Raw genomic sequence first — 19098 nt, forward strand, 5'->3', positions numbered from 1 at the left:
TCATCGGGCGGATCATCAGGAATCGCAAGCGACTTGATATCCTCATGAGGGTGACTGAGATTGAACGAGACCCGCGGGGCGCCCCGGCCACCGAGCGGCTGAACTACACGGCCTACCGGCTGAGCCGGGCCCTGGACCGGTTCACCGAGAACCTGGCCCTGGCTCACGGGGTCACGCTGTCACAGTTCCTGATCCTCCAGGTCCTGGGCGAGGGCTTGCCCCTCTCCAACGCCCAGCTGGGACGGCGCACCTTCGTCAGCGCGCAAGCCGCCCACCTCGTGGCGAACGAGTTGATCGACCTCGGCCTCGTGGAACGCGGCAACCACCCAACGAACAGGCGGGTGCGCCTGGTCAGGCTGACCGAGAGAGGCTGGGACCTGGTGCAACGCTGTGGGCAGGAGCTGCAACGCCACGAGCGCCGGCTCACCGCTGCCATGGGCGAGGACCTCGGCAACTCGATCGTCGACGTCCTGGACCACGCGGCCCGCGAGCTCGCCGGTGGATACTTCGGGGATGACGAGGCCGAGGCGGATGCCATCTCCCGCCGGCAGATCACCAGCCGTCCCCGGCATGTCCCCTCACGTCTGGCCGCGAACCGCCTGCGTTCCGCCGGCCGGGAGGCCCAGGCCGGACCCGCGGACTAGCCGCGTTCCGAGGGTGCCGTCCGGACCAGCACCAGCACCGTGCAGGCCAGTGCGCTCGCGGCGGCCACCGCCAGGGACACCCGCCCGGAACTGGCATCGATCAACCAGCCCATGAACACTGCGCCGAACGGCACCATCCCATAGCTGCCGAGGGTCATCCAGGACATCATGCGCCCGATGAACCGGGGGTCCACGGACTCCTGCGCCGCGGCGTTGACGATCCCCTGGTAATAGCCCACGCCCAGCCCCAGCAGCGGGGCGGCGCACAGAAAGAGCCCCAGGGTGGGGGCTGCCGCGTTCAGGGCCAGCACCACCCCGAACACCGCTGTCGCCGGAACCATCGCCCGGACGGAGACCTTGCGTTGCCGGGCCGCCAGGATCCCTCCCAGCACGGCACCCACGGCATTGAGCGTGTGCACTGCGCCAACAGCACTGGCGTCCCCGCCGTAACTCAGGTCCACTGTGGAGGTCAGCACCAGCCCGAAGTTCATGGCCAGCAGGGACACCACCACGTTCACCACCAGCAGGGTGTTCACGTCCCTGCCGCGCCGGAACGGGACCCGGCCGCGCGGGCGGGCGCCGCCGTCGTGCTGCTCCCGCTGGTGCAGCTCCGCCGGGCGGATCATCCACCGGGAGCAGAAGACCACCAGGTACGCGCCGGAGTTGATGAGGATGCACAGGGCCGCGCCGAGTCCCTGGAAGGCCAGGCCCGCGAGCGCCGGCCCGACGGAGCGGGCGGCCGCCAGGGCGATCGTGCTGATCGAGGCAGCACTGGACAGGCTCCCCGGGCCCACGAGTTCGAAGATGATCGCCTGCGCCGCGACGCGTTCGAAGGCCTGGACGGATCCGAGCACGCCGACCAGCCCGTAGACCAGCCATAAGTTCGGGTCCTCGGTCACCACCAGCGCCAGGGCGGCGGTGACCACGGCAGAGAGCAGCGAGGTCACCAGCAGCACGGTCCGCGCGGCCACCCGGTCCACCAGCCGGCCAGCGGCCAGCCCCAGCACGAAGATGGGCAGGAACTGCGCGATCGTGATGCCGCTCAGGGCCTGGGCACTGCCCGTGGCGTTGAGGACGACCAGCTGCAGCGCCAGGTTCTGGAACCAGACTCCCGTGTTGGAGATGACCTGGCCGATGAAGTACAGCGAGAAGTTCCGCTGCCGGAACGGTCCGGCCGGTCCCGAGCCCTCGTCCGCGCCGGGTTCATCCGGTTCAGACACGGTGCCGGATGAACTCGGCTATCCGCTCGGGGATCCGGGCGGCCGAGCTCGACCGCTGGTCCGCGTTGTTGGCCCGGATCTCCAGCACAGGAATCCCCTCGGCTTCCAGTGCCTCGGTGATGAATCCGCTGCCCGGAGTGTCGTCAGCCACCAGGTGCACTACTCCGTCCACCCCGTGTGTCAGGGCCTCCTTGACGTACCACTGGGAAGACCACGGCGGGACGTAGAGCTGGTCGGTGATGCCCACGAATCTGGCGGCCAGTGCGCGCACGGGGTCATCGCCGTACCGAAGGTATCCGTCCGCGGCGATCGCCAGGTACATGGACCACACGAACACCGCCCCGAATTCCTCCTGGAACCGGGTGTACAGGCCGAGGTCTGACCACAGCCCCCGGCCAACCCACATCAGCCGCTTCCGCTCCCCCGGGCACACGGCTACCCCCTGGTCCACGCGCTCGGCAGTCTCCTCGTAGAGACTCCGCGCTGCATCCACCGCCCACTGGGTGCCGCGCTGCCACTGCGGCGCCATCACGGCGGGCATGGTGTCATTGACGAGCACCGGGGTGGGCCGGGTGGTGGCGATCAGATTCCGGGTGCGCCGGTTCCACTCGGCCTGCTCGTTGCCCAGGGCCATGATCTCCGCCAGGCGATCGTGGTCCAGGGTCCGCCCGGTCCGCTCCTCGAGCCAGGCGATCAGGTCCTGGATCTCGCCCTGGAGCAGGTCCAGCCGCTCCGTGCCGAAGGCCTGCTCCCACTGATGCGGCACCAGCTCCCACCACCGGTCCGGCACCGGATCCGCCCCGGTGCGGGACAGCAGGAAGGTCTCGGTGCCCGGGCGATTGCCCCACTGCTCGAAGATCTTGGCCGTGACGTCCCCACTGCGTTCGGCCACCGCGAAGCGAGGGGCCGGCAACCCACCCCACGGCCGGTCCTCGTCCGGCAGGTCCTGCTCCCCTAGTGGCATGGCGTCGTACTGCAGGCTGAAGTCCGGCAGCCCGCCCGCGGCCAGCCGCTCCATGGAAGCCGGTCCGGCCTGCTTCGCCGCGATGATCGAGGACCACCACTGCGTGACCACGTAGGGGATGTCCAGGGCGCGGAAGACCTCGTGCGGGGCGTCGGCGTTGACGAGCGCGATCGGCTCACCGGCGGCCGCGAGGCGGCGCACCGTCTGAAACCACTCCTTCTGGTGGCGGGTGGCGGCCACGGCCGAGCGGAGCCGCTGCCCCGCGGGGACCTGTGGTGTTCGCGGCTGGGCCGGCGTTCGCGGCTGGGTCACGGCACGTCCTTCCTGTTCACGGATTCGCTCAGAGTGCGGATGATCCCGGCGGTGGCGTTCTGGACGCCGTCCGCGCCCACCCGGAGTTGCTCGACCAGCCAGAGGTTGCGGCCGGCCAGGGCTGGGCGGTGGTCCGCCAGGTCCCAGACTGGGCCGTCGTCCAGGTCTCGCACCAGCGCCACCACCCCTGCGGCACCGCAGCGTTCCGACTCCGTGACTAGGTGGCTGGTCCGTTCGGTGGACAGGGACCGGGCCGCGGCCGGGGGCCGGGCTGCGTGCCGCTCGGCCAGGAGATCGCAGGCCTCCTCGATGGTGGCGGCGGTGACGGCGTCACCGATCCAGGCGGCATCACCGGCATCGTGGTCCTCGCCCACCACGACGGCCCCGACCGCCTCGAGCTCCGCGTATACGGTGGCGTCCGGATGCGAGCTGCCGGTCAGGTACACCGGCATTCCCGCGCAGGCTGGCTCGGCGGACTCGTCCCGCTCCACCGGCTCGGCGGCACTCCGGACCAGGTCCGCGATCCGCTCCAGAGCGTCCTCCGGAGACAGCTGGGCCGCAGCCCGATAGGCGGCCAACGCCGTGGTCCCGGAGAGGGCATGATCCCGACGCCGGCCCCGCAGCGCCTCGAGCACCTCGCCCAGGGCCGCTTCGCGCGCCGCGGCATCGGCCAACGACGTCGCGTCGGCCTGGTGGCCGGTGACCCCGGAGGTGAAGGCCGCTAACCTCTCGTACTGGTGGGACACGAAGCGCCGCCGGTGGTCGCCGCCGCCGCGGGGTGCATCCAGGAAGTGGACCGGGAATGGCACCCGGCCGCGCTCGGCCAGAATGCGCAGGACGTAGTAGACGCGCAGGTCCGCCATCGAGTCGTTGCAGACCACCAGTCCGGCCAGCTCGTCATGGGCGCCGGCGAGGATCTCGTCGAGGATCCGGGCCGCCACGGCATCGGTGGCCCCGAGCAGCTCGGTGGCCTCCTGGGAGACCGCGCCGGTCCATGAGCCGAGGATCCGCACCGGCACGGCCCCACAGGCCAGGACGATCTGCCGCGGTAGATCCGCGCCGACCACGCCGACCCTCGGCTCCGGCCCGAGCCCCGCGCCGGCAGGTGACGCTGTCCCAGGTACCGCCGCCGTCGCGCTGGCGCTCACAGCACTCCCGCGGCGCGCAGACCCTCGATCCGGCCGGCGTCGTAGCCGATGGCGCCCAAGACCGCGTCGGTGTGCTCGCCCAAGTGGGGTGCCGGCACGTCCAGAGTGGTCTGACTGGCGGAGAAGACCACGGGCAGCCCGGAGCCGTAGAGCCCCTCGAAGTGCCCGAACTTCGGGTGGACGAGCGGGACCACTTCGCCGCGCTGGACCACCTGCGGGTCCCGGACGGCCTCGGCGGTCGAGCGCACCGGGGCGGCCGGTGCACCCTCACGGGTCAGGGCCTGCAGCACCTCGTCCAGCGGCTTCTCGGCTGCCCAGCCGGCGATCAGTCCGTGCAAGCGGTCCGCGTTGGCCACGCGGGCGTCCCGGGTGGCGAAGTCCTCGACGTCCAACAGGTCCGGACGGTCGATGGCGCGGAGCACCCCGGAGGCGAACTGGTCCGTGGGTGCGCAAATGGCGAAATAGCCGTCTTCGGCACGGAACGTCCCGAACGGGGCCAGCCGGGGAACATAGGCCCCGGTCCGCAGCGGGAAGCCCACCGATTCCAGGGCGTCGAAGGGCTCGCAAGCCACCATGGAGGTCAGCGCCCCCAGCATCGAGACGTCCACGTGCTGGCCCTCGCCGGTTTGCTCGGCCTGCAGCGCGGCAGCCAGGGTGCCGATCACCGCGAAGAGCGGCGCGGACAGGTCCCCGATCGGCAGCCCGAAGCGCACCGGGGGCTGGCCCGGTTCTCCGGCGGTCATCATGACGCCGCTGAGGGCCTGGACGATCGTGTCCATGGCCTTGCGGTCCCCGTTGCCCGGGCCGGCACCGAAGCCGCTGATCGACGTGTAGACCAGCTTCTCGTTCAAGTGCCGCACGGAGGCGTAGTCGATCCCGAGACGCTTGGTCACCCCGGCACTGTAGTTCTCCACCAGGATGTCCGCCTCGCCGATGAGGTCGAAGAGCACCTGACGGCTCTCGGGGTGTTTCAGGTTCAGGGTGATCGACTCCTTGCCCCGGCCGCGCAGCATCATCGAGACGGACATGTCATCATCCGAGGTCCGGCGCAGGCTCAGTCCGTCCTCGGTGACATAGGGAGAGTTGTTACGGGAGGAGTCCCCACCCCGGGCGGGGTTCTCCACCTTGATCACGCGGGCGCCGAGGCCGGCCAGCAGCAGGGTCGCGTAGGGCCCTGCCAGGGCGGTGGTCAGGTCGATGACGGTCTTGCCCTTGAGCGGTGCGGTCACGGTGTTCATCGGGGATGGTCCTCCAGTTGTACGGTCAGTCGGTCTCCGCTCCAGGCCAGGACGGTGTCCAGGCCGGCTTCGCGGGTGATCTGTTGCAGATAGCCGCCCACGGCCTCGCCACCGCCTGTGCGAGTCACCGGGACCGGCCGGGCGTCGTCGTCGATCCAGCAGGGGACGACCTCCGCGCCGACCCGGCCCTCCGCCTCCAGGGTGATGACGGCGATCGCCGTGTTCCGGCTCTCCGGGTGGAAGGGGTACTCGGGCATGCCCGGATCCGGCTCGAACCCGAATAGCCGGGTCCGCTCCCGGGCCCAGGCCATCCGCTCGGGCGAGTCTCCGGGCTGGCCGCCCAAGGCGTGCGTCACCGTGGCAAGATTGCCCAGCCCGTGGAAGATGGGCCGGCCCCGGTAGGCCTCGATCCCTTTGAGGATGTGGGCGTGGTGGGCGATCACGGCCACCGCCCCGGCGTCGATCGCGGCATGGGCGATCTCGTACTGGTACTGCGCGATGTCCACGGGTTGGTGGACCAGCCCCTGGTGCAGGGCGACAATCACGTCTGTCCCCTCGCCGACCTGGGCGGCCACCCGGTCGGAGAAGGCCGCCAGGGACCGGGGTTCGGCGAACGTGTAGGTCCGCGGCGGGCCGCCGGGATTGGCACCCCGCGGCTCATAGTGCGTGACGACCTCGATCCAGGCGCAACCGGCCTTGCCGCTCCCGGCCCAGGACTCCCGGGGGCCCACGCAATTCACGCTGAGCACCGCGATCCGACGGTCCTGGTGCCCGACGACGGCCGGTTGCCAGGCCTCCTCCAGGTCACCGCCGGCGCCGGTGGTCACCATGCCCCGGTCACGGCAGTGCCGCCGGGTGTCCTCGATCCCCTCGCCACCGAAGTCGTAGACGTGGTTACCGGCCAGGGTGAGGACGTCGAAGCCCGCACCGGCCACCGCGTCCAGCGCGGACGGCGGCGCCGGCAGGGCGGGCACGTCCGAGGACATCGTGGCGGTGGCCTCGGTGTGCGGCACCTCGAGTTGGCCGATGACCACATCGGCCTCCGCCAGGACCGGGGCGACGGCGGCGAGGAGCGAGGTGGCGTCCTCCCGTTCCAGGACGAGGTCCCCGGTGGCCATGATGGTGGTGGTCAGTGCCATGCCCGTCGTCATCCCTGCCGCTCGTCGTTGGCCCGCATCGAGCGGGCCAGGAAGGAGCGCAGTCGGTCCGTCTTCGGGGCGCGGAAGAACTCGTCCGCGGGGCGATCCTCGATGACCCGGCCCTCGGCCATGAACACGCAGCGGTCCGCGACCTCGCGGGCGAACTCCATCTCGTGGGTGACCACAACCATGGTCCGGCCGGTGGCGGCCAGGGCCTTCATGGTCTGCAGCACCTCGTCGATGAGCTCCGGGTCCAGGGCGCTGGTCGGCTCGTCGAACAGCAGCACCCGCGGCTCCACGGCCACCGCCCGGGCGATGGCCACGCGCTGCTGCTGGCCGCCCGAGAGCTGCCGCGGGTACGCGTCCTCCTTGTCCGAGAGGCCCACCTTGGCCAGCAGGTCCCGCGCCGCGGCCTTGGCCTGGGCTGACGGGACCCCGTGGACCGCGATGGGGGCCTCGGTGACATTGCGCAGCACGGTCCAGTGCGGGAACAGGTTGAACTGCTGGAACACCATGCTCATCCGGCGGCGCTGGGCGCGGACCCCGGCATCGGTCAGCGGACGCAGACTGCGGCCCTGTTCGAAGCCGAGCAGTTCTCCGTCCAGGTACATGGCTCCGCCATCGATCGTCTCAAGCTGGTCGAGGCACCGCACCAGGGTGGACTTGCCGGAGCCCGAGGGCCCGAGGATGGCCACCACCTCGCCCTCGTTGACGGTCAGGTCGATGCCGTCCAGGGCCACGAGGTCCCCGAAGTGCTTGCGCAGGCTGACGACCTCGAGGACGGGCCCGGCCTTCCGGCCTCCCGCCGCGGCCGCTGTGCCCGTTGCGCCCGCTGTTCGCGCAGCCCCGGGCGTGGAGGCGGTCTGGGTCTCGTTCATCACTGGTTCTCCTGGTTCCGGATCTCCGCAGCGGCACCGGGCCGGCCGGCGTCGGGCACGGGGGTTGCGGTGGCCTTGGGCGCCGTACGCGTGGCCCCGCGGCTGTAGTAGTCCTCGACCTTGCGTTGGAAGAAGGTCAGGATGGTCACGGCCACGAGATACCAGATCACGGCCACGATCAGCATGGGCACCACGTCATAGGTGCGGTTGTAGATGACTTGCACGGCGTGCAGCAGGTCCCCCATGGCGATGACGCTGACCAGCGAGGTGCCCTTGAGGGTGGCGATGACCTGGGAGCCGGTCGGCGGGATGATGACCCGCATGGCCTGCGGCAGCACGATCCGGGTGAAGGAGTGCCACCTGCTGAAGCCCATGGCCGCCGAGGCGTCATGCTGGCCCTGGTCCACCGAGAGGATGCCCGCCCGGATGATCTCCGCCATGTAGGCGGCCTCGTGCAGGGACAGGCCGATGATGGCCGCCGTCAACGGCGTGATGATGTCGTTCGTGGACCAGCTGAAGAACTCGGGCCCGAACGGCACCCCCACGGAGATCCGAGGGAGCAGGTAGGCGAGGTTGAACCAGAAGATCAGCTGGACCAGGGGCGGGACCCCGCGGAAGAAGCCCACGAAGGCCATGCAGGCCACGCGCACGGGCCAGTAGTCGCTGAGCTGGCCGGCGGCCAGGACGGTGCCCAACGCTGTGCCGAGCACCATGGCCACCACCATCAGCAGGACACTGGTCACCAGGCCGAGGAGCACGCTGGGGTTGAAGAGGTACTCCGCGACGATGGGCCATTCGAACCGCTCGTTGGTGACGAGAAAGGATCCGATGCCCACGGCCACGAGGACCAGCACCACGGTGCCCAGGACGCGCAGCGGCCTGACCCGGGGGCGGGCCTGGGCCACGTCCACGGCGTCGGTGCGCACGGCGGGGGCGGACGGTGTGGAGGCTGTGGATGGTGCGGAGGGGGACATAGGGGTCTCCGATAGGGTCATTCGCCGGACTCTTGCTCGGACTCTTGCTCGGACTCTTGCTCGGACTTTTGCTCGGTCATGGGGTTCAGGGTCGGAGCCTCCACCGTGACGTCGTCCAGCTCCCACTCGGACATGATCCGGTCATACTCACCGTTCTCGAAGATGCCCTCGAAAGCGGCCAGCATGGCCGGCGCGAGCTCGTTGTCCTTGGGGAGGAACATGGCGAGCTGGTCCACGCCGGCGCCCTGCTCGTCCGTCTGCACGAGGAAGTCGAAGGTGCCCTCGTCCTGGCTCTGGATGTCGAGGGCCGCAGTCTGGGTGGTGCCCGCGTAGTCCGCGCGGTCCGACTGGACGGCCAGGATGGTGGAGTTGGTGTCCTCCAGGCCGATGAACTCCGGGGCTTCGAGGCCCTCACCCTCGCACCACTCGGTGTAGCGCTCCAACTGGCTCTCGGTGACCGAGCCCGTGACGCCGGCGACCCGGGCGCCGCAGAGGTCCTCCGACTCGCCCAGCTCGTCCTGGCGTTCGCTGAGGTAGAGGTAGGAGGTCCGGGTGGTCATCCAGACCACGGCGTCGAAGTCCTCCTCCCGCTCGGCGGTGGTGCGGACCGGCCCGTTGAAGGCGTCGTAGCGGCCGGACAGCATGCCGGTCAGCATGGCATCCAGTCCCGATGAGGTCTGGATGGTGAACGGAACGCCCAGCTGCTCGGAGAGGGCCTCCTGGATGTCCGGGTCGATGCCGGTGATCTCGCCGCCCTCCTGCAGGGTGCGGTACGGCGGGTGGGTGTCACCGGCGATGGTGATGCCCCCGGCGGACTTGATGTCCTCCGGCAGCAGGTCGTACGCCGGGGCCTCGGTGTTGACCCCACCGGCGGCGGTGGACGCGGAATCCTCGCCGGAGGATTCGACGCCGGCGTCCGACGAGGAACAGGAGGCGAGGGCCAGCACGGTCAGACCAGCGAGGGCTGCAGTGCCGAGACGGCTGTACTTCATGGCGATCTCCCAAGTAAGTGAGGTGCATCACGGGTGGAATGTGTGACGAGAATATCATGTCGCTTGATATTCGTCAGCCCCAAGGGAGCAGAGTTGCGCGGCCGCCAGCCCGGGTCTCCCCTGAAGGCGGGATAGTTCAACGATGCGCATCCTCAACCAATTGACCGGGCGGAGATGAACCCGTGCGCCGCGGCGCCGGGAGACCGATGATGGAAGCAGTCGAAAGGAGACGTCATGAGCGACCCGAAGGCTGGCCCCGGGACCAGCACCACCCCGTCCACCGCCACCGCCGAGGCCACCAGCACCCACGCGGAGGTGGCCGACCAGCTCATGGCGGAGGCCACGAAGGCCCAGGCCCGGCATGAGCACGATGACGCCCGCGCGGACGACTGGGGACGGGCCTCGTTCCCCGCGTCAGATCCGCCGCAGAACTACTGAGCCACCGGGGCCCGACGTCGGCCGCTACAGCCCCAGCGCGGCGATCCCGCCCAGCGAGATCCCGAGGATGACCACCGTGGAGAGCAACCCGAGCTGCACCGGCCGATAGCCGACCCGCATCAGGCTCTTCAGGTGCACCCCGAGGCCCAGGGCGAACATCGCCGCCGAGAGCAGCAGTGTCTGCAGGACCTGGCCCACGCCCAGGACCGGCTCGGGCAGCACGCCCGTGGTCCGCAGGAGCATGGCCGCCACGAAGCCGAGGACGAAGAGCGGCACGATCGGCGGACGCTTGACGGCCCGGCTCGTCGCTTCGGCCTCACCAGCCGTGACCGCCCGGCGCTGCTGCCGCCGTTGGTGGATCGACACCCCGGCCGCCATCGGCGCCAGCATCAGCACGCGGGCCAGCTTCACGGTCACGGCGATGGCGAGCGTGCCACCGCCCACCGCCCCACCGGCGGCCACCACCTGCGCGACCTCATGAGTGGAGGCCCCGATCCAGATCCCGAGCGTTCCCTCCGGCAGGCCCAGCAGTCCGCCGAGGAACGGCACCAGCGGGATCATGATGGTGCCGAACAGCACCACGAGGGCGATGGCGGTGGCGACCTCCTCCTCCTTGGCCTTGGCCACCCCGTCCATGCCGGCCACCGCTGCCGCGCCACAGATGGAGAACCCGGAGGCGATCAGCAACCGCTGGGCCGGCGAGATCCCCAGGCGGGCGCCGATCCACAGTGTCCCGAAGAACGTCACGGCCACGGACGCCACCACCACGGCCAGCACGCCGAAGCCCAGGTCCAGGACCGAGGTCAGAGACACCTGCAGCCCGAGCAGCACGATCCCCGTTCGCAGCAGCTTTTTGGCCGAGATCGCCACGCCCGGAGCCAGCACCGCCGGCACCGGGGCCAGGTTTCGCCACAGGGCTCCGGCCAGGATCGCCACGAGCAGGGGGCTGATGCCTGGCAGCAGTTGCGCCAACCCCCAGGCGAGCCCCGCCCCGGCGAAGCAGACGGCGAGGCCGGGCAGGGCCGGCGTCGGGAACCGGCGGAAGCCCCGCCGTGCCTTCTGCCGCGCCGCGGGGGTTGGTCCACGCTCGTTGCTGACCTCGGGAGTCGGCATGGGCGCTGCGGGGCGGGTTCCGGTGCTGTCAGGAAAGGGCATCCTTTGACGATTCCAGCACCGGCGGACCTGCAGTAGCCCCCGCCTGACCAACACGGCCATATGATACTGATATGCCCACCGCAGCAGAGGATGACCCTCAACAGAGCCACTTGCCTGGTCCGCAGCATGCCCAACAGCATGCCCCGTCACATCCTCCGTCCCACGCCCCGCACATCGACTCGTGGCTGAACCTGACCATGCTGCGACTGCTGGTGGGCGTCGCCGATCACGGGAGCCTGAGTTCCTCGGCGCGGGCGGCGGGGATCGCACAGTCCAATGCCTCCCGTTCCCTGAGGACGCTCGAGCGGCGGCTGGGCTACACGCTGCTGCGCCGGTCCACCCGCGGCTCGACGTTGACCCAGGAGGGCGTGCTGACGGTGGAGTGGGCGCGCGAGGTGCTGGATAGCGTGGACCGGCTGTCCGCGGGGGCTGACGCCCTGGCGCACCGGGGGCAGGAGGAGTTGGCGATCGGGGCGAGCATGACCATCGCCGAACACCTGCTCCCCGGCTGGATCGGCGCGTTCCGGGCACGGCGGCCGGGCGTGGCGACCCAGCTGCGGGTGATGAACTCGGCCCACGTCATCGAAGCGGTGACCGCCGGAACAGTGGCGCTCGGCTTCGTGGAGACCCCCGACCTGCCGGCGGACCTGCGCGCGGTCACGGTGTTCACGGACCAGCTGGTCGTCGTCGCCGGACCGGGACACCCCTGGGCCCGCCGCACCGAGCCGTTGGACCCGGACGAACTGGCCACCACGGCCCTGGTGGAGCGAGAGGAGGGGTCAGGAACCCGCGCCTTCCTCGACCGCCTCGTGGACGACCACCGCTTCGCCCCGCTCGTGGAGCTCAACAGCAATTCGGCGATCTGCCAGGCCGTCGTGGAGGGCATCGGCCCCGCCGTCCTGTCCCGTCTGGCCGTGGAGGGCTACCTGCGCTCCGGCCAGCTCACCGAGATCCCCACGCGCGGGCCACGGCTCGATCGCATCCTCCAGGCCGTCTGGCGGGGCCGGCTGCCCGACGGCGGCACGGCTGCCGAGTTCCTCGAGGTCGCCCTGGGTGGTGGCCGGGGAAGATGAATGCCTGCTACCCACCGCTGCGGCTTTAGCCCTGTCGTTGACCTACCCCTCGCAAGATTCCCGGTGATCCTGACTATTCCCGGTCATGATCACCGGGAATAGCCAGGATCGGCGGGAAAGCTGCCCCGGGTCCATGGCGTCCGGCGGTGCTCCTCCGTACCGTGAGTGGGGAAGAGCAACCGGTATCGAACGAAGGAGAACGCATGCGCGCAGTGATCGTGGCAGCCAAAGGCGCCGAGGCAGAGGTCAAAGAGGTGATGGAGGACCAGCTGCTGGTCGGCGTCGGCGAATCCGGCACCGTGGAGCTGGACGTGCTCTACTCCAGCTACAACTACAAGGACGGCATGGCCATCGACGGCGGCGGCCGGGGCATCCTGCAGAGCTTCCCGATCATCCCGGGGATTGACATCGTCGGGACGGTGACCCGCTCCGAGGACCCGGACTGGTCAGCCGGAGACACGGTGGTGCTCAACGGGGACGGCATCGGCGAGTCCCTCCACGGCGGCTTCGCCACCCGAGCCCGGGTCCGGCCGGACGCCCTCGTGAAGCTGCCCGAGTCGCTGAGCCCGGAACGCGCCGCGGCCATCGGCACCGCAGGTTTCACCGCGATGATCTCCGTGCTGCATCTGGAGGACGCGGGGGTGACCACGGAGTCCGGTGACGTGCTGGTGACCGGCGCCGCAGGCGGGGTCGGCTCGGTGGCGGTCTCCCTGCTGGCCGGCAGGGACTACCGCGTGGTGGCCTCCACCGGACGCGTCGAGGAGGAAGGCGACTACCTCCGCAGCCTCGGCGCCGCCGACCTGATCGACCGCCACGAACTCTCCGACGAGCTGGGCAAGCCCTTGCAGTCCGAGCGGTGGGCGGGGGCCATCGACGTGGCCGGCAGCACCACCCTGGCCAACGTCCTCGCGCAGACACGGTACGGCGGCACGGTCTCGGCGTGCGGCCTCGCCCAGGGAATGGACCTCCCGACCTCCGTCGCGCCCTTCATCCTGCGCGGCGTCACGCTCACCGGCGCGAACTCTGTCAATGCCCCGCGAGAACTGCGGCAACGGGCCTGGAACGCGCTGGCTGCGGAGCTGGATTTGGAGAAACTGGATGAGATGACCACGACGATCGGCCTGGAGGACACCATCCCTTACGCGGAGCGGATCCTGGCCGGACGCACGCGCGGGCGCACCGTCGTCGACGTCAACCGCTAGGCCGGACCACGGCGGCGCTGGGCAAGGTTCAGCACCGTCACCGGAGGTCCCGGAAGAACGCCTTGATCTCCTGCGCCAAGGCCTCGGGCTGCTCGAGTGCGGCAAAATGCCCGCCACGGTCCATCTGCGTCCAGCGGCGGATATCCGTGAAGTGCCGGGCGGCCAGGCTGCGCGGCGGCACCCGGATCTCGGCGGGGAAGGCCGCATAGCCGGTGGGCACGTCCACGGTGGCACCGCCGGAGAAGGGCCCGATGCCCTGGACCTGCGCGCGGTACGGCCAGAACGAGGAGGCGACGGCCCCCGTGAACCAGTACAGGGCGATGTCCGCCAGCATCCGGTCCCGGTCCACGGCTTCGAACACGTCACCGCCGTGGTCCGTCCAACCGTGGAACTTCTCCCCGATCCACGCCGCCAACCCGGCCGGGCTGTCCATCAGGGCGGCCGCGAGAGTCTGCGGCTTGGTGCCCTGGATCTGGGTGTAGGCCCCCTCCCGCCGGCGCCACTCAGCCTGCTGTTCCAGGTAGCGCCGTTCCTCCTCCGTGGCTCCCTCGGCGGGAGCGGCGCCGGGCAGTCCGATCAGGAAGTTCAGGTGGATTCCCGTGAGTCGCTGCGGGTGGCGGACGGCGAGGCTGGTGGCGATGTGCGCGCCCCAGTCCCCGCCCTGGGCGGCGAACGTGCGGTAGCCGAGGACGTCCGTCATCAGTTCGGCGAAGAGATCGGCCATCTCCGGCACGTCGAGCCGGGGCTGTCCGGGCCGGAAGGACAGCCCGTAGCCCGGCAGGGAGGGCGCCACCACGGTGAACGCATCGGCCGGGTCTCCCCCGAAGCTGGCGGGATCGGTGAGCCGCGGGATGAGGTCGAGGAACTCGAACACCGAGCCGGGCCAGCCGTGGCTGAGCAGCAGGGGCATCGGCGCCGGTCCCCGGCCGGGGACGTGGAGGAAGTGCAGCGGGATCCCGCCCACCTCGCTGCGGAACTGCGGGAAGGAGTTCAGCTCGGCCTCCTGGGCCCGCCAGTCGAACCCGTCCCGCCAGTAGCCGACCAGCTCGGCCAACCAGTCGACGTCGGCCCCGTGGGCCCACGCAGCGTCCGGCGCCTGGTCGGGCAACCGGGTGTTGGCCAACCGTCGATTCAGGTCCTCGAGGTCGGATGCGGGGATGTGCAGTTCGAAGGGCACAGGCTGGCGAGGGTCGACCGTTGTCATGGCCCCATTGTGGCGCACGGCACGTCGGAGTCCCTACGATGGGCCGATGGCACCCACCCACCACACCATCGACTACGTCGAGCTCGCCGCCCCGGACCTGGAGCGGGCCAAGGCCTTCTACGGCGAGGCCTTCGGCTGGGCCTTCAACGACTACGGCCCTGATTACGCGGGCATCCAGGCGGCAGAGGGCGATGGTGAGGTCGGCGGCTTGAACCCCCACGCGGTCGCCGGTTCCGGGATGCCGCTGGTCATCCTCTACTCGGACGATCTCGACGCGACCGTGGAGGCGGTGCGCTCGGCCGGAGGGCAGATCACCCAGGAACCCTACGCGTTCCCCGGCGGCCGGCGGTTCCACTTCACCGATCCCGGCGGCAACGAACTGGCGACCTGGTCCACGTCCTGACGCAGCCGGCTCTGTAGCATTCACGAGTGCCACCTTCAGATCCGCGGACCAGCGCCGCCAGCCGCTCGCAGGACGCTCCTGACGCCCATCTCCCGGATGCTTCCGCCCCAGCCGTGAACCCGGCCGTGAACCCGCGGCTCCTCGTCGCGGTGCTCGCGGCCACCGGCATCGTGGTCTCCCTGGCGCAGACGCTCGTAGTGCCGATCCTGGGTGAGCTGCCCGTCATCTTCGGCACGGACGTTGCCACCGCCTCCTGGGTGATCACCGTGACCCTGCTCGTGGGCGCCGTGAGCACGCCCGTGATGGGCCGGCTGGCGGACCTGTACGGCAAGAAGCGGATGATGCTGGTGGCGGTCACCCCCTTCATCCTCGGTTCCATCGTCTGCGCCCTCGCCACCGACGTGGTGATCATGATCCTCGGCCGCGGCCTCCAGGGCCTGGGCACCGGCATGATCCCGCTGGGCATCTCCCTGATCCACGACGTACTGTCCAGCGAGAAGGCCGGCTCCGCGATCGCCCTGATGAGTTCCTCCATGGGCATCGGTGGCGCCCTCGGCATCCCGGTGGCTGCGGCCATCGCCCAGTTCGCCAGTTGGCGCGTGCTCTTCTGGGCGACGGCGGCCATCGCCGTGGCCACGGCCGTCGCCATCATCCTGATCGTCCCGGCCCTCCGCCCGGCGGCCCGTCCCGTGCTTGCCGACGGCCCCAGCCCGGCAGGCACGGTCAGCAAGCCCGCCGGCTTCGACGTGGTCGGTGCGATCGGCCTGGCCATCGGGTTGACGGCCCTGCTGCTGGGCATCTCCAAGGGTGCCGAATGGGGGTGGGGCAGCGTCCTGACGTTGGGCAGCGTGGGGGTGGCCGTCGTCGTGCTCGTGGCCTGGGGCGCCTACGAATGGCGCCGGCCGGGGCCGCTGGTGGACCTGCGCACCACGCTGCGGCCCGTGGTCTTGCTGACGAACCTCGCCTCGGTGCTGTTCGGCTTCAGCATGTACGCGATGAACCTGATCGTTCCGCAGGTGATGCAGCTGCCCGTGGACCTCGGGTACGGGCTGGGCCAGACGATGATCCAGATGGGCCTGTGGATGGCACCCATGGGGCTGGGCATGATGGCGGTCTCCGGGCTCGGTGCGCGGATCAGTTACCGCAGGGGTCCGAAGCGCACTCTCACACTGGCCGGCGTGATCATCGCCGGGGGCTACGGGGCCACCGCCCTCATCCTCGCGACCCTCGGCAGCCGTACCCCGGGGCCCGCCGACGGCACGACGATCCTGTGGACGCTGGTGCTGCTGTGCGGCGCCGGGGCCCTGGTCGGCTGTGGCATCGGCTTCGCGTACGGCGCCATGCCCGCCCTGATCATGGGCGCCGTGCCGGCCACGGAGAAGGCCTCGGCGAACGGGCTCAACGCGCTGATGCGCTCGCTGGGCACCAGCATCTCCGCCGCCGTCATCGGTGCCCTGCTCGGGGCCATGACCCAGGAGGTGGGCGGCATCCCGGTACCCAGCCAGACCGGGTTCCTGGTGGCCCTGCTGTGTGGTGCCGGTGCAGCGTTGGTGGCGGCCGGCGTCGCGGTGATGATCCCGGCGAAGGGGCGGGCGAAGGGCCGGACCTGAGGGCCGGCGCGGCGGCAACCTTCCGCCTGGCGGTGTGATCCTTGACACACTCATTGCCCTGGATCCAGGATATGGCCACAGTCCGTCGGTGCTCCCCTCGCCCTGGTGCTCCATCCTCGCTGCTCTCGATGGGTTCCACGGCGGGCGAATCGCGGGTCCTCCCGCACGGCACCGCCGGAAGCCATCACTCGGGGAGGAACCATCATGTCCAGATTCAGGGAAGGTGCGCGGCGACTGGCCTGCACCGTGGCGGCGGTATCCATGGTGGCGGTGAGCCTCTCGGCTCCAGCCCAGGCCACTGGACCACTGGACCCGACAGACGTGGGATCGGGCGGCACTGAGCACTGCTCCACCCTCGCCGGACTGGAGATCGACGCCGAACAGATCGGAGTGCCCACCTCCGGCGCCGTCGTCAACACCGCCGAACACGTCTCGGACGAGACGGACGGGTCCTACTGCAAGGTGATCGGCAAGACCCTGCCGGTCGATCCCGAAGCCCCCGGCGTGACCTTCCAGGTGAACCTCCCGGACGGCTGGAACGGGAAGTCCCTGCAGTTCGGTGGAGGCGCCTTCAACGGCACCCTCGTCACCGGGACCGGACACCACAACCTGCAGCCGCAGGACCTCGAGACCCCGCTGGCTCAGGGCTACACGACCCTCGGCTCGGACGGCGGCCATGAGTCGGAGGCCGGATTCGACGCCGAGTTCGCCCTCAACGAGGAATCGCTGAAGGACTACGGCCTGTACTCCATCAAGAAGGCCCATGACGTCTCCGAGATCCTCATGGGCACGTATTACGGCCAGGAGTCCGAGTACGCCTATTTCATCGGCGGCTCCCAGGGTGGGCACGAGGCCCTGGACGCCGCAGCCCGGTACCCGGACGACTACGAGGGCGTGGTGGCCAACTACCCGGCCTACAACGTCATGATGCTTCACCTGTCCTCCCTGAACGCCGGCCGGGCCATGTACGCCGAGGGCGGCGAGGCCTGGCTCAGCCCGGAGGACACGAAACTGCTGACGGACACCGTCTACGAGGTGTGTGACACGGCGGAACTCGATGGCGCCGTGGACGGCATCATCTCCAACGTGGCGGGCTGCAACGAGGTACTCACCATCGACGCGGTCGAGCAGCTGCTGGGCTGTGAGGCGGGTGCCCCCGAGGAGGACGCCTGCCTGACGCCGGAGCAGCTCGCGGCCATCGACACGGTCCACTCCAGCTACGTCCCCGGCGTCGAGATCGCCGGCCAGACCGAGGCCAGGCGTTGGCCGATCCTGGAGGGCGCGCTCTGGCAGGCCTCGAACTTCGGGGCCGAGCCGCAGCCGTCCAATCCCCTGTCCGGCAGCGAGGGCCTGCTCTACAGCGTCGGCGCCACCAACGTGAAGTACCTGATCACCCAGGACCCGGACTACGACGCCATGGAGTTCGACCCCACGCAGTGGGAGGAGCGGATCCAGGAGCTTGCGGCCATCACGGACGTCTCCGATGTGAGCCTGGAGCCCTTCTTCGACCGCGGCGGCAAGCTGATCATGACGCACGGCACGGCGGACGACTTCATCAGCCCGCACAACTCGGACGCCTACTGGGAGCAGCAGACCGAGATCTTCGGCGAGGAGCTCGCGGACAGCGCCCGGTACTACAAGGTCCCGGGGCTCGGCCATGGCTTCGGTCCGTTCAACGCCACGTGGGACGGGCTGGGCGTGATCACCGGCTGGGTGGAGGACGGAACGGCACCCGGCACCCTGACCGCCGAGGACGCCAATGAGGGCACGGACCGGACCCGGCCGATGTGCCAGTACCCGGCCTGGCCCGAGTACCAGGGCGCCGTCTCCGAGGACTCGGCCGGCTCCTTCGAGTGCGTGATCACGGAGACGGTGGCCGACTTCACCGACAACGAGCCGGACTCCTCGTACTACGTACCGGTGCGGTGGCTGCAGCTGGCGGGGATCACCCAGGGTTATGCCGACGGCTCCTTCGGCAAGTACCGGGACATCAGCCGCGGCGAGTCCGTGGCCTTCCTGCAGCGGCACCTCGCTCCGGATGCCGAGCCGGGCGACTCCACGTTCACGGATGTGCCCGCCGGCTCCACCTTCTACACTCCGATCAGCTGGGCCGCCGGCGAGGAGATCACCCTCGGCTATGCCGACGGGCAGTTCAGGCCCGGCCAATCCGTGACCCGCGGCGAGTTCGCCTCCTTCCTCTACCGTGCCGTGGACCCGGCACACCAGGGCCCGGAGGAGAGCGAGTTCACGGACGTGGACACCACCGACACCCACTACGAGGCCGTCACGTGGATGGCGTCCGAGGGCATCTCGCAGGGCTACCGTGACGGCTCCTACAAGCCGCACCAGCACATCACCCGGGCCGAGACCGCCACCCTGCTCTACCGGTACGAGTACCTGGTGGCCGACCGAGGGTGACACTCGCCTCCTGCCCAGCCACAGGGATGTTCACTGTGGCTGGGCAGGATCGCGGTGGCGCGGATGAGTCTGTGCCGCAGCGTCAT

Annotated in this window: 17 protein-coding genes; 7 read left to right on the plus strand and 10 right to left on the minus strand. The window is 70.1% G+C overall.

The features are described from left to right. Nucleotides 1-50: 50 nt before the first annotated feature. Nucleotides 51-644 (plus strand): MarR family winged helix-turn-helix transcriptional regulator, encoded by a 594-nt coding sequence (locus tag BOSE125_RS12570; RefSeq protein ID WP_159553025.1) that lies wholly within the window; start codon nucleotides 51-53, stop codon nucleotides 642-644. Here the strand turns inward: BOSE125_RS12570 and BOSE125_RS12575 are convergent. Genes BOSE125_RS12575 through BOSE125_RS12610 form a run of 8 tightly spaced genes read right to left on the minus strand, consistent with a single transcriptional unit; the run spans nucleotide 641 to nucleotide 9509 of the window. Continuing rightward, complete coding sequence (locus tag BOSE125_RS12575; RefSeq protein ID WP_159553027.1) at nucleotides 641-1864, minus strand: MFS transporter; 1224 nt, start codon at nucleotides 1862-1864, stop codon at nucleotides 641-643. The two genes, BOSE125_RS12570 and BOSE125_RS12575, sit on opposite strands and share 4 nt — an antisense overlap. Beyond that, nucleotides 1857-3140: a 2-hydroxyacyl-CoA dehydratase family protein gene (locus BOSE125_RS12580; protein WP_159553029.1), complete on the minus strand. Its 1284-nt coding sequence runs from the start codon at nucleotides 3138-3140 to the stop codon at nucleotides 1857-1859. The genes BOSE125_RS12575 and BOSE125_RS12580 overlap by 8 nt, the downstream gene beginning before the upstream one ends. Next, nucleotides 3137-4288 (minus strand): 2-hydroxyacyl-CoA dehydratase family protein, encoded by a 1152-nt coding sequence (locus BOSE125_RS12585; protein WP_159553031.1) that lies wholly within the window; start codon nucleotides 4286-4288, stop codon nucleotides 3137-3139. The genes BOSE125_RS12580 and BOSE125_RS12585 overlap by 4 nt, the downstream gene beginning before the upstream one ends. Then, nucleotides 4285-5526: a CaiB/BaiF CoA-transferase family protein gene (locus BOSE125_RS12590; RefSeq protein WP_159553033.1), complete on the minus strand. Its 1242-nt coding sequence runs from the start codon at nucleotides 5524-5526 to the stop codon at nucleotides 4285-4287. Before BOSE125_RS12590 ends, BOSE125_RS12585 begins: the two co-directional genes overlap by 4 nt. Next, entirely contained in the window at nucleotides 5523-6665 is a 1143-nt protein-coding gene (locus BOSE125_RS12595) for a CapA family protein (protein ID WP_159553035.1), read from the minus strand. The genes BOSE125_RS12590 and BOSE125_RS12595 overlap by 4 nt, the downstream gene beginning before the upstream one ends. Nucleotides 6666-6673: 8 nt before the next feature. Beyond that, nucleotides 6674-7543, minus strand: coding sequence for an amino acid ABC transporter ATP-binding protein (locus BOSE125_RS12600; RefSeq protein ID WP_159553037.1), 870 nt, complete (start codon nucleotides 7541-7543; stop codon nucleotides 6674-6676). Beyond that, nucleotides 7543-8517, minus strand: coding sequence for an amino acid ABC transporter permease (locus tag BOSE125_RS12605; RefSeq protein ID WP_201301198.1), 975 nt, complete (start codon nucleotides 8515-8517; stop codon nucleotides 7543-7545). The genes BOSE125_RS12600 and BOSE125_RS12605 overlap by 1 nt, the downstream gene beginning before the upstream one ends. A gap of 17 nt (nucleotides 8518-8534) precedes the next feature. Next, a complete protein-coding gene (locus BOSE125_RS12610) occupies nucleotides 8535-9509 on the minus strand; it encodes a transporter substrate-binding domain-containing protein (RefSeq protein ID WP_159553041.1) in 975 nt (324 codons plus the stop codon). Between the two features lie 234 nt (nucleotides 9510-9743). Here BOSE125_RS12610 and BOSE125_RS12615 point away from each other — a divergent pair, with 234 nt between their 5' ends. After that, nucleotides 9744-9947: a hypothetical protein gene (locus BOSE125_RS12615; RefSeq protein WP_159553043.1), complete on the plus strand. Its 204-nt coding sequence runs from the start codon at nucleotides 9744-9746 to the stop codon at nucleotides 9945-9947. Nucleotides 9948-9971: 24 nt separating this feature from the next. On the opposite strand, the gene BOSE125_RS12620 is transcribed toward BOSE125_RS12615, so the two are convergent. Continuing rightward, on the minus strand, nucleotides 9972-11102 hold the full coding sequence (locus tag BOSE125_RS12620; protein ID WP_236557980.1) for a YeiH family protein: 1131 nt from the start codon (nucleotides 11100-11102) through the stop codon (nucleotides 9972-9974). Nucleotides 11103-11173: 71 nt separating this feature from the next. On the opposite strand from BOSE125_RS12620, the gene BOSE125_RS12625 reads away from it, so the two are divergent. Together BOSE125_RS12625 and BOSE125_RS12630 are read left to right on the plus strand one after the other, a co-directional pair. Continuing rightward, nucleotides 11174-12175: a LysR family transcriptional regulator gene (locus BOSE125_RS12625; RefSeq protein WP_159553045.1), complete on the plus strand. Its 1002-nt coding sequence runs from the start codon at nucleotides 11174-11176 to the stop codon at nucleotides 12173-12175. 203 nt (nucleotides 12176-12378) lie between these two features. Further along, nucleotides 12379-13377 carry an MDR family oxidoreductase gene (locus tag BOSE125_RS12630; RefSeq protein ID WP_159553047.1) on the plus strand — a complete coding sequence of 333 codons (999 nt, stop codon included), beginning with the start codon at nucleotides 12379-12381 and terminating at the stop codon, nucleotides 13375-13377. A 37-nt stretch (nucleotides 13378-13414) separates the two neighbouring features. Here BOSE125_RS12630 and BOSE125_RS12635 read toward each other — a convergent pair whose 3' ends face one another. Further along, a complete protein-coding gene (locus BOSE125_RS12635) occupies nucleotides 13415-14581 on the minus strand; it encodes an epoxide hydrolase family protein (RefSeq protein ID WP_159553049.1) in 1167 nt (388 codons plus the stop codon). A gap of 46 nt (nucleotides 14582-14627) precedes the next feature. On the opposite strand from BOSE125_RS12635, the gene BOSE125_RS12640 reads away from it, so the two are divergent. The 3 genes from BOSE125_RS12640 (at nucleotide 14628) to BOSE125_RS12650 (ending at nucleotide 19012) form a co-directional block, all read left to right on the plus strand. Next, a complete protein-coding gene (locus BOSE125_RS12640; protein WP_159553051.1) occupies nucleotides 14628-14984 on the plus strand; it encodes a VOC family protein in 357 nt (118 codons plus the stop codon). Nucleotides 14985-15010: 26 nt separating this feature from the next. Continuing rightward, nucleotides 15011-16594: an MFS transporter gene (locus BOSE125_RS12645; RefSeq protein ID WP_236557982.1), complete on the plus strand. Its 1584-nt coding sequence runs from the start codon at nucleotides 15011-15013 to the stop codon at nucleotides 16592-16594. A gap of 204 nt (nucleotides 16595-16798) precedes the next feature. Next, nucleotides 16799-19012: a tannase/feruloyl esterase family alpha/beta hydrolase gene (locus tag BOSE125_RS12650; RefSeq protein WP_159553053.1), complete on the plus strand. Its 2214-nt coding sequence runs from the start codon at nucleotides 16799-16801 to the stop codon at nucleotides 19010-19012. Nucleotides 19013-19098 lie beyond the last annotated feature (86 nt).

The organism is Citricoccus sp. K5 (assembly GCF_902506195.1).
Lineage (GTDB): Bacteria > Actinomycetota > Actinomycetes > Actinomycetales > Micrococcaceae > Citricoccus.

Bases quoted from the DNA above. Each gene is read 5' to 3' on its own strand.
- BOSE125_RS12620 (WP_236557980.1), bottom strand. From the start codon at position 11,102: ATGCCCTTTCCTGACAGCACCGGAACCCGCCCCGCAGCGCCCATGCCG.
- BOSE125_RS12610 (WP_159553041.1), bottom strand. From the start codon at position 9,509: ATGAAGTACAGCCGTCTCGGCACTGCAGCCCTCGCTGGTCTGACCGTG.
- BOSE125_RS12650 (WP_159553053.1), top strand. From the start codon at position 16,799: ATGTCCAGATTCAGGGAAGGTGCGCGGCGACTGGCCTGCACCGTGGCG.
- BOSE125_RS12590 (WP_159553033.1), bottom strand. From the start codon at position 5,526: ATGAACACCGTGACCGCACCGCTCAAGGGCAAGACCGTCATCGACCTG.
- BOSE125_RS12640 (WP_159553051.1), top strand. From the start codon at position 14,628: ATGGCACCCACCCACCACACCATCGACTACGTCGAGCTCGCCGCCCCG.
- BOSE125_RS12615 (WP_159553043.1), top strand. From the start codon at position 9,744: ATGAGCGACCCGAAGGCTGGCCCCGGGACCAGCACCACCCCGTCCACC.
- BOSE125_RS12630 (WP_159553047.1), top strand. From the start codon at position 12,379: ATGCGCGCAGTGATCGTGGCAGCCAAAGGCGCCGAGGCAGAGGTCAAA.
- BOSE125_RS12625 (WP_159553045.1), top strand. From the start codon at position 11,174: ATGCCCACCGCAGCAGAGGATGACCCTCAACAGAGCCACTTGCCTGGT.
- BOSE125_RS12605 (WP_201301198.1), bottom strand. From the start codon at position 8,517: ATGTCCCCCTCCGCACCATCCACAGCCTCCACACCGTCCGCCCCCGCC.
- BOSE125_RS12600 (WP_159553037.1), bottom strand. From the start codon at position 7,543: ATGAACGAGACCCAGACCGCCTCCACGCCCGGGGCTGCGCGAACAGCG.
- BOSE125_RS12595 (WP_159553035.1), bottom strand. From the start codon at position 6,665: ATGGCACTGACCACCACCATCATGGCCACCGGGGACCTCGTCCTGGAA.
- BOSE125_RS12635 (WP_159553049.1), bottom strand. From the start codon at position 14,581: ATGACAACGGTCGACCCTCGCCAGCCTGTGCCCTTCGAACTGCACATC.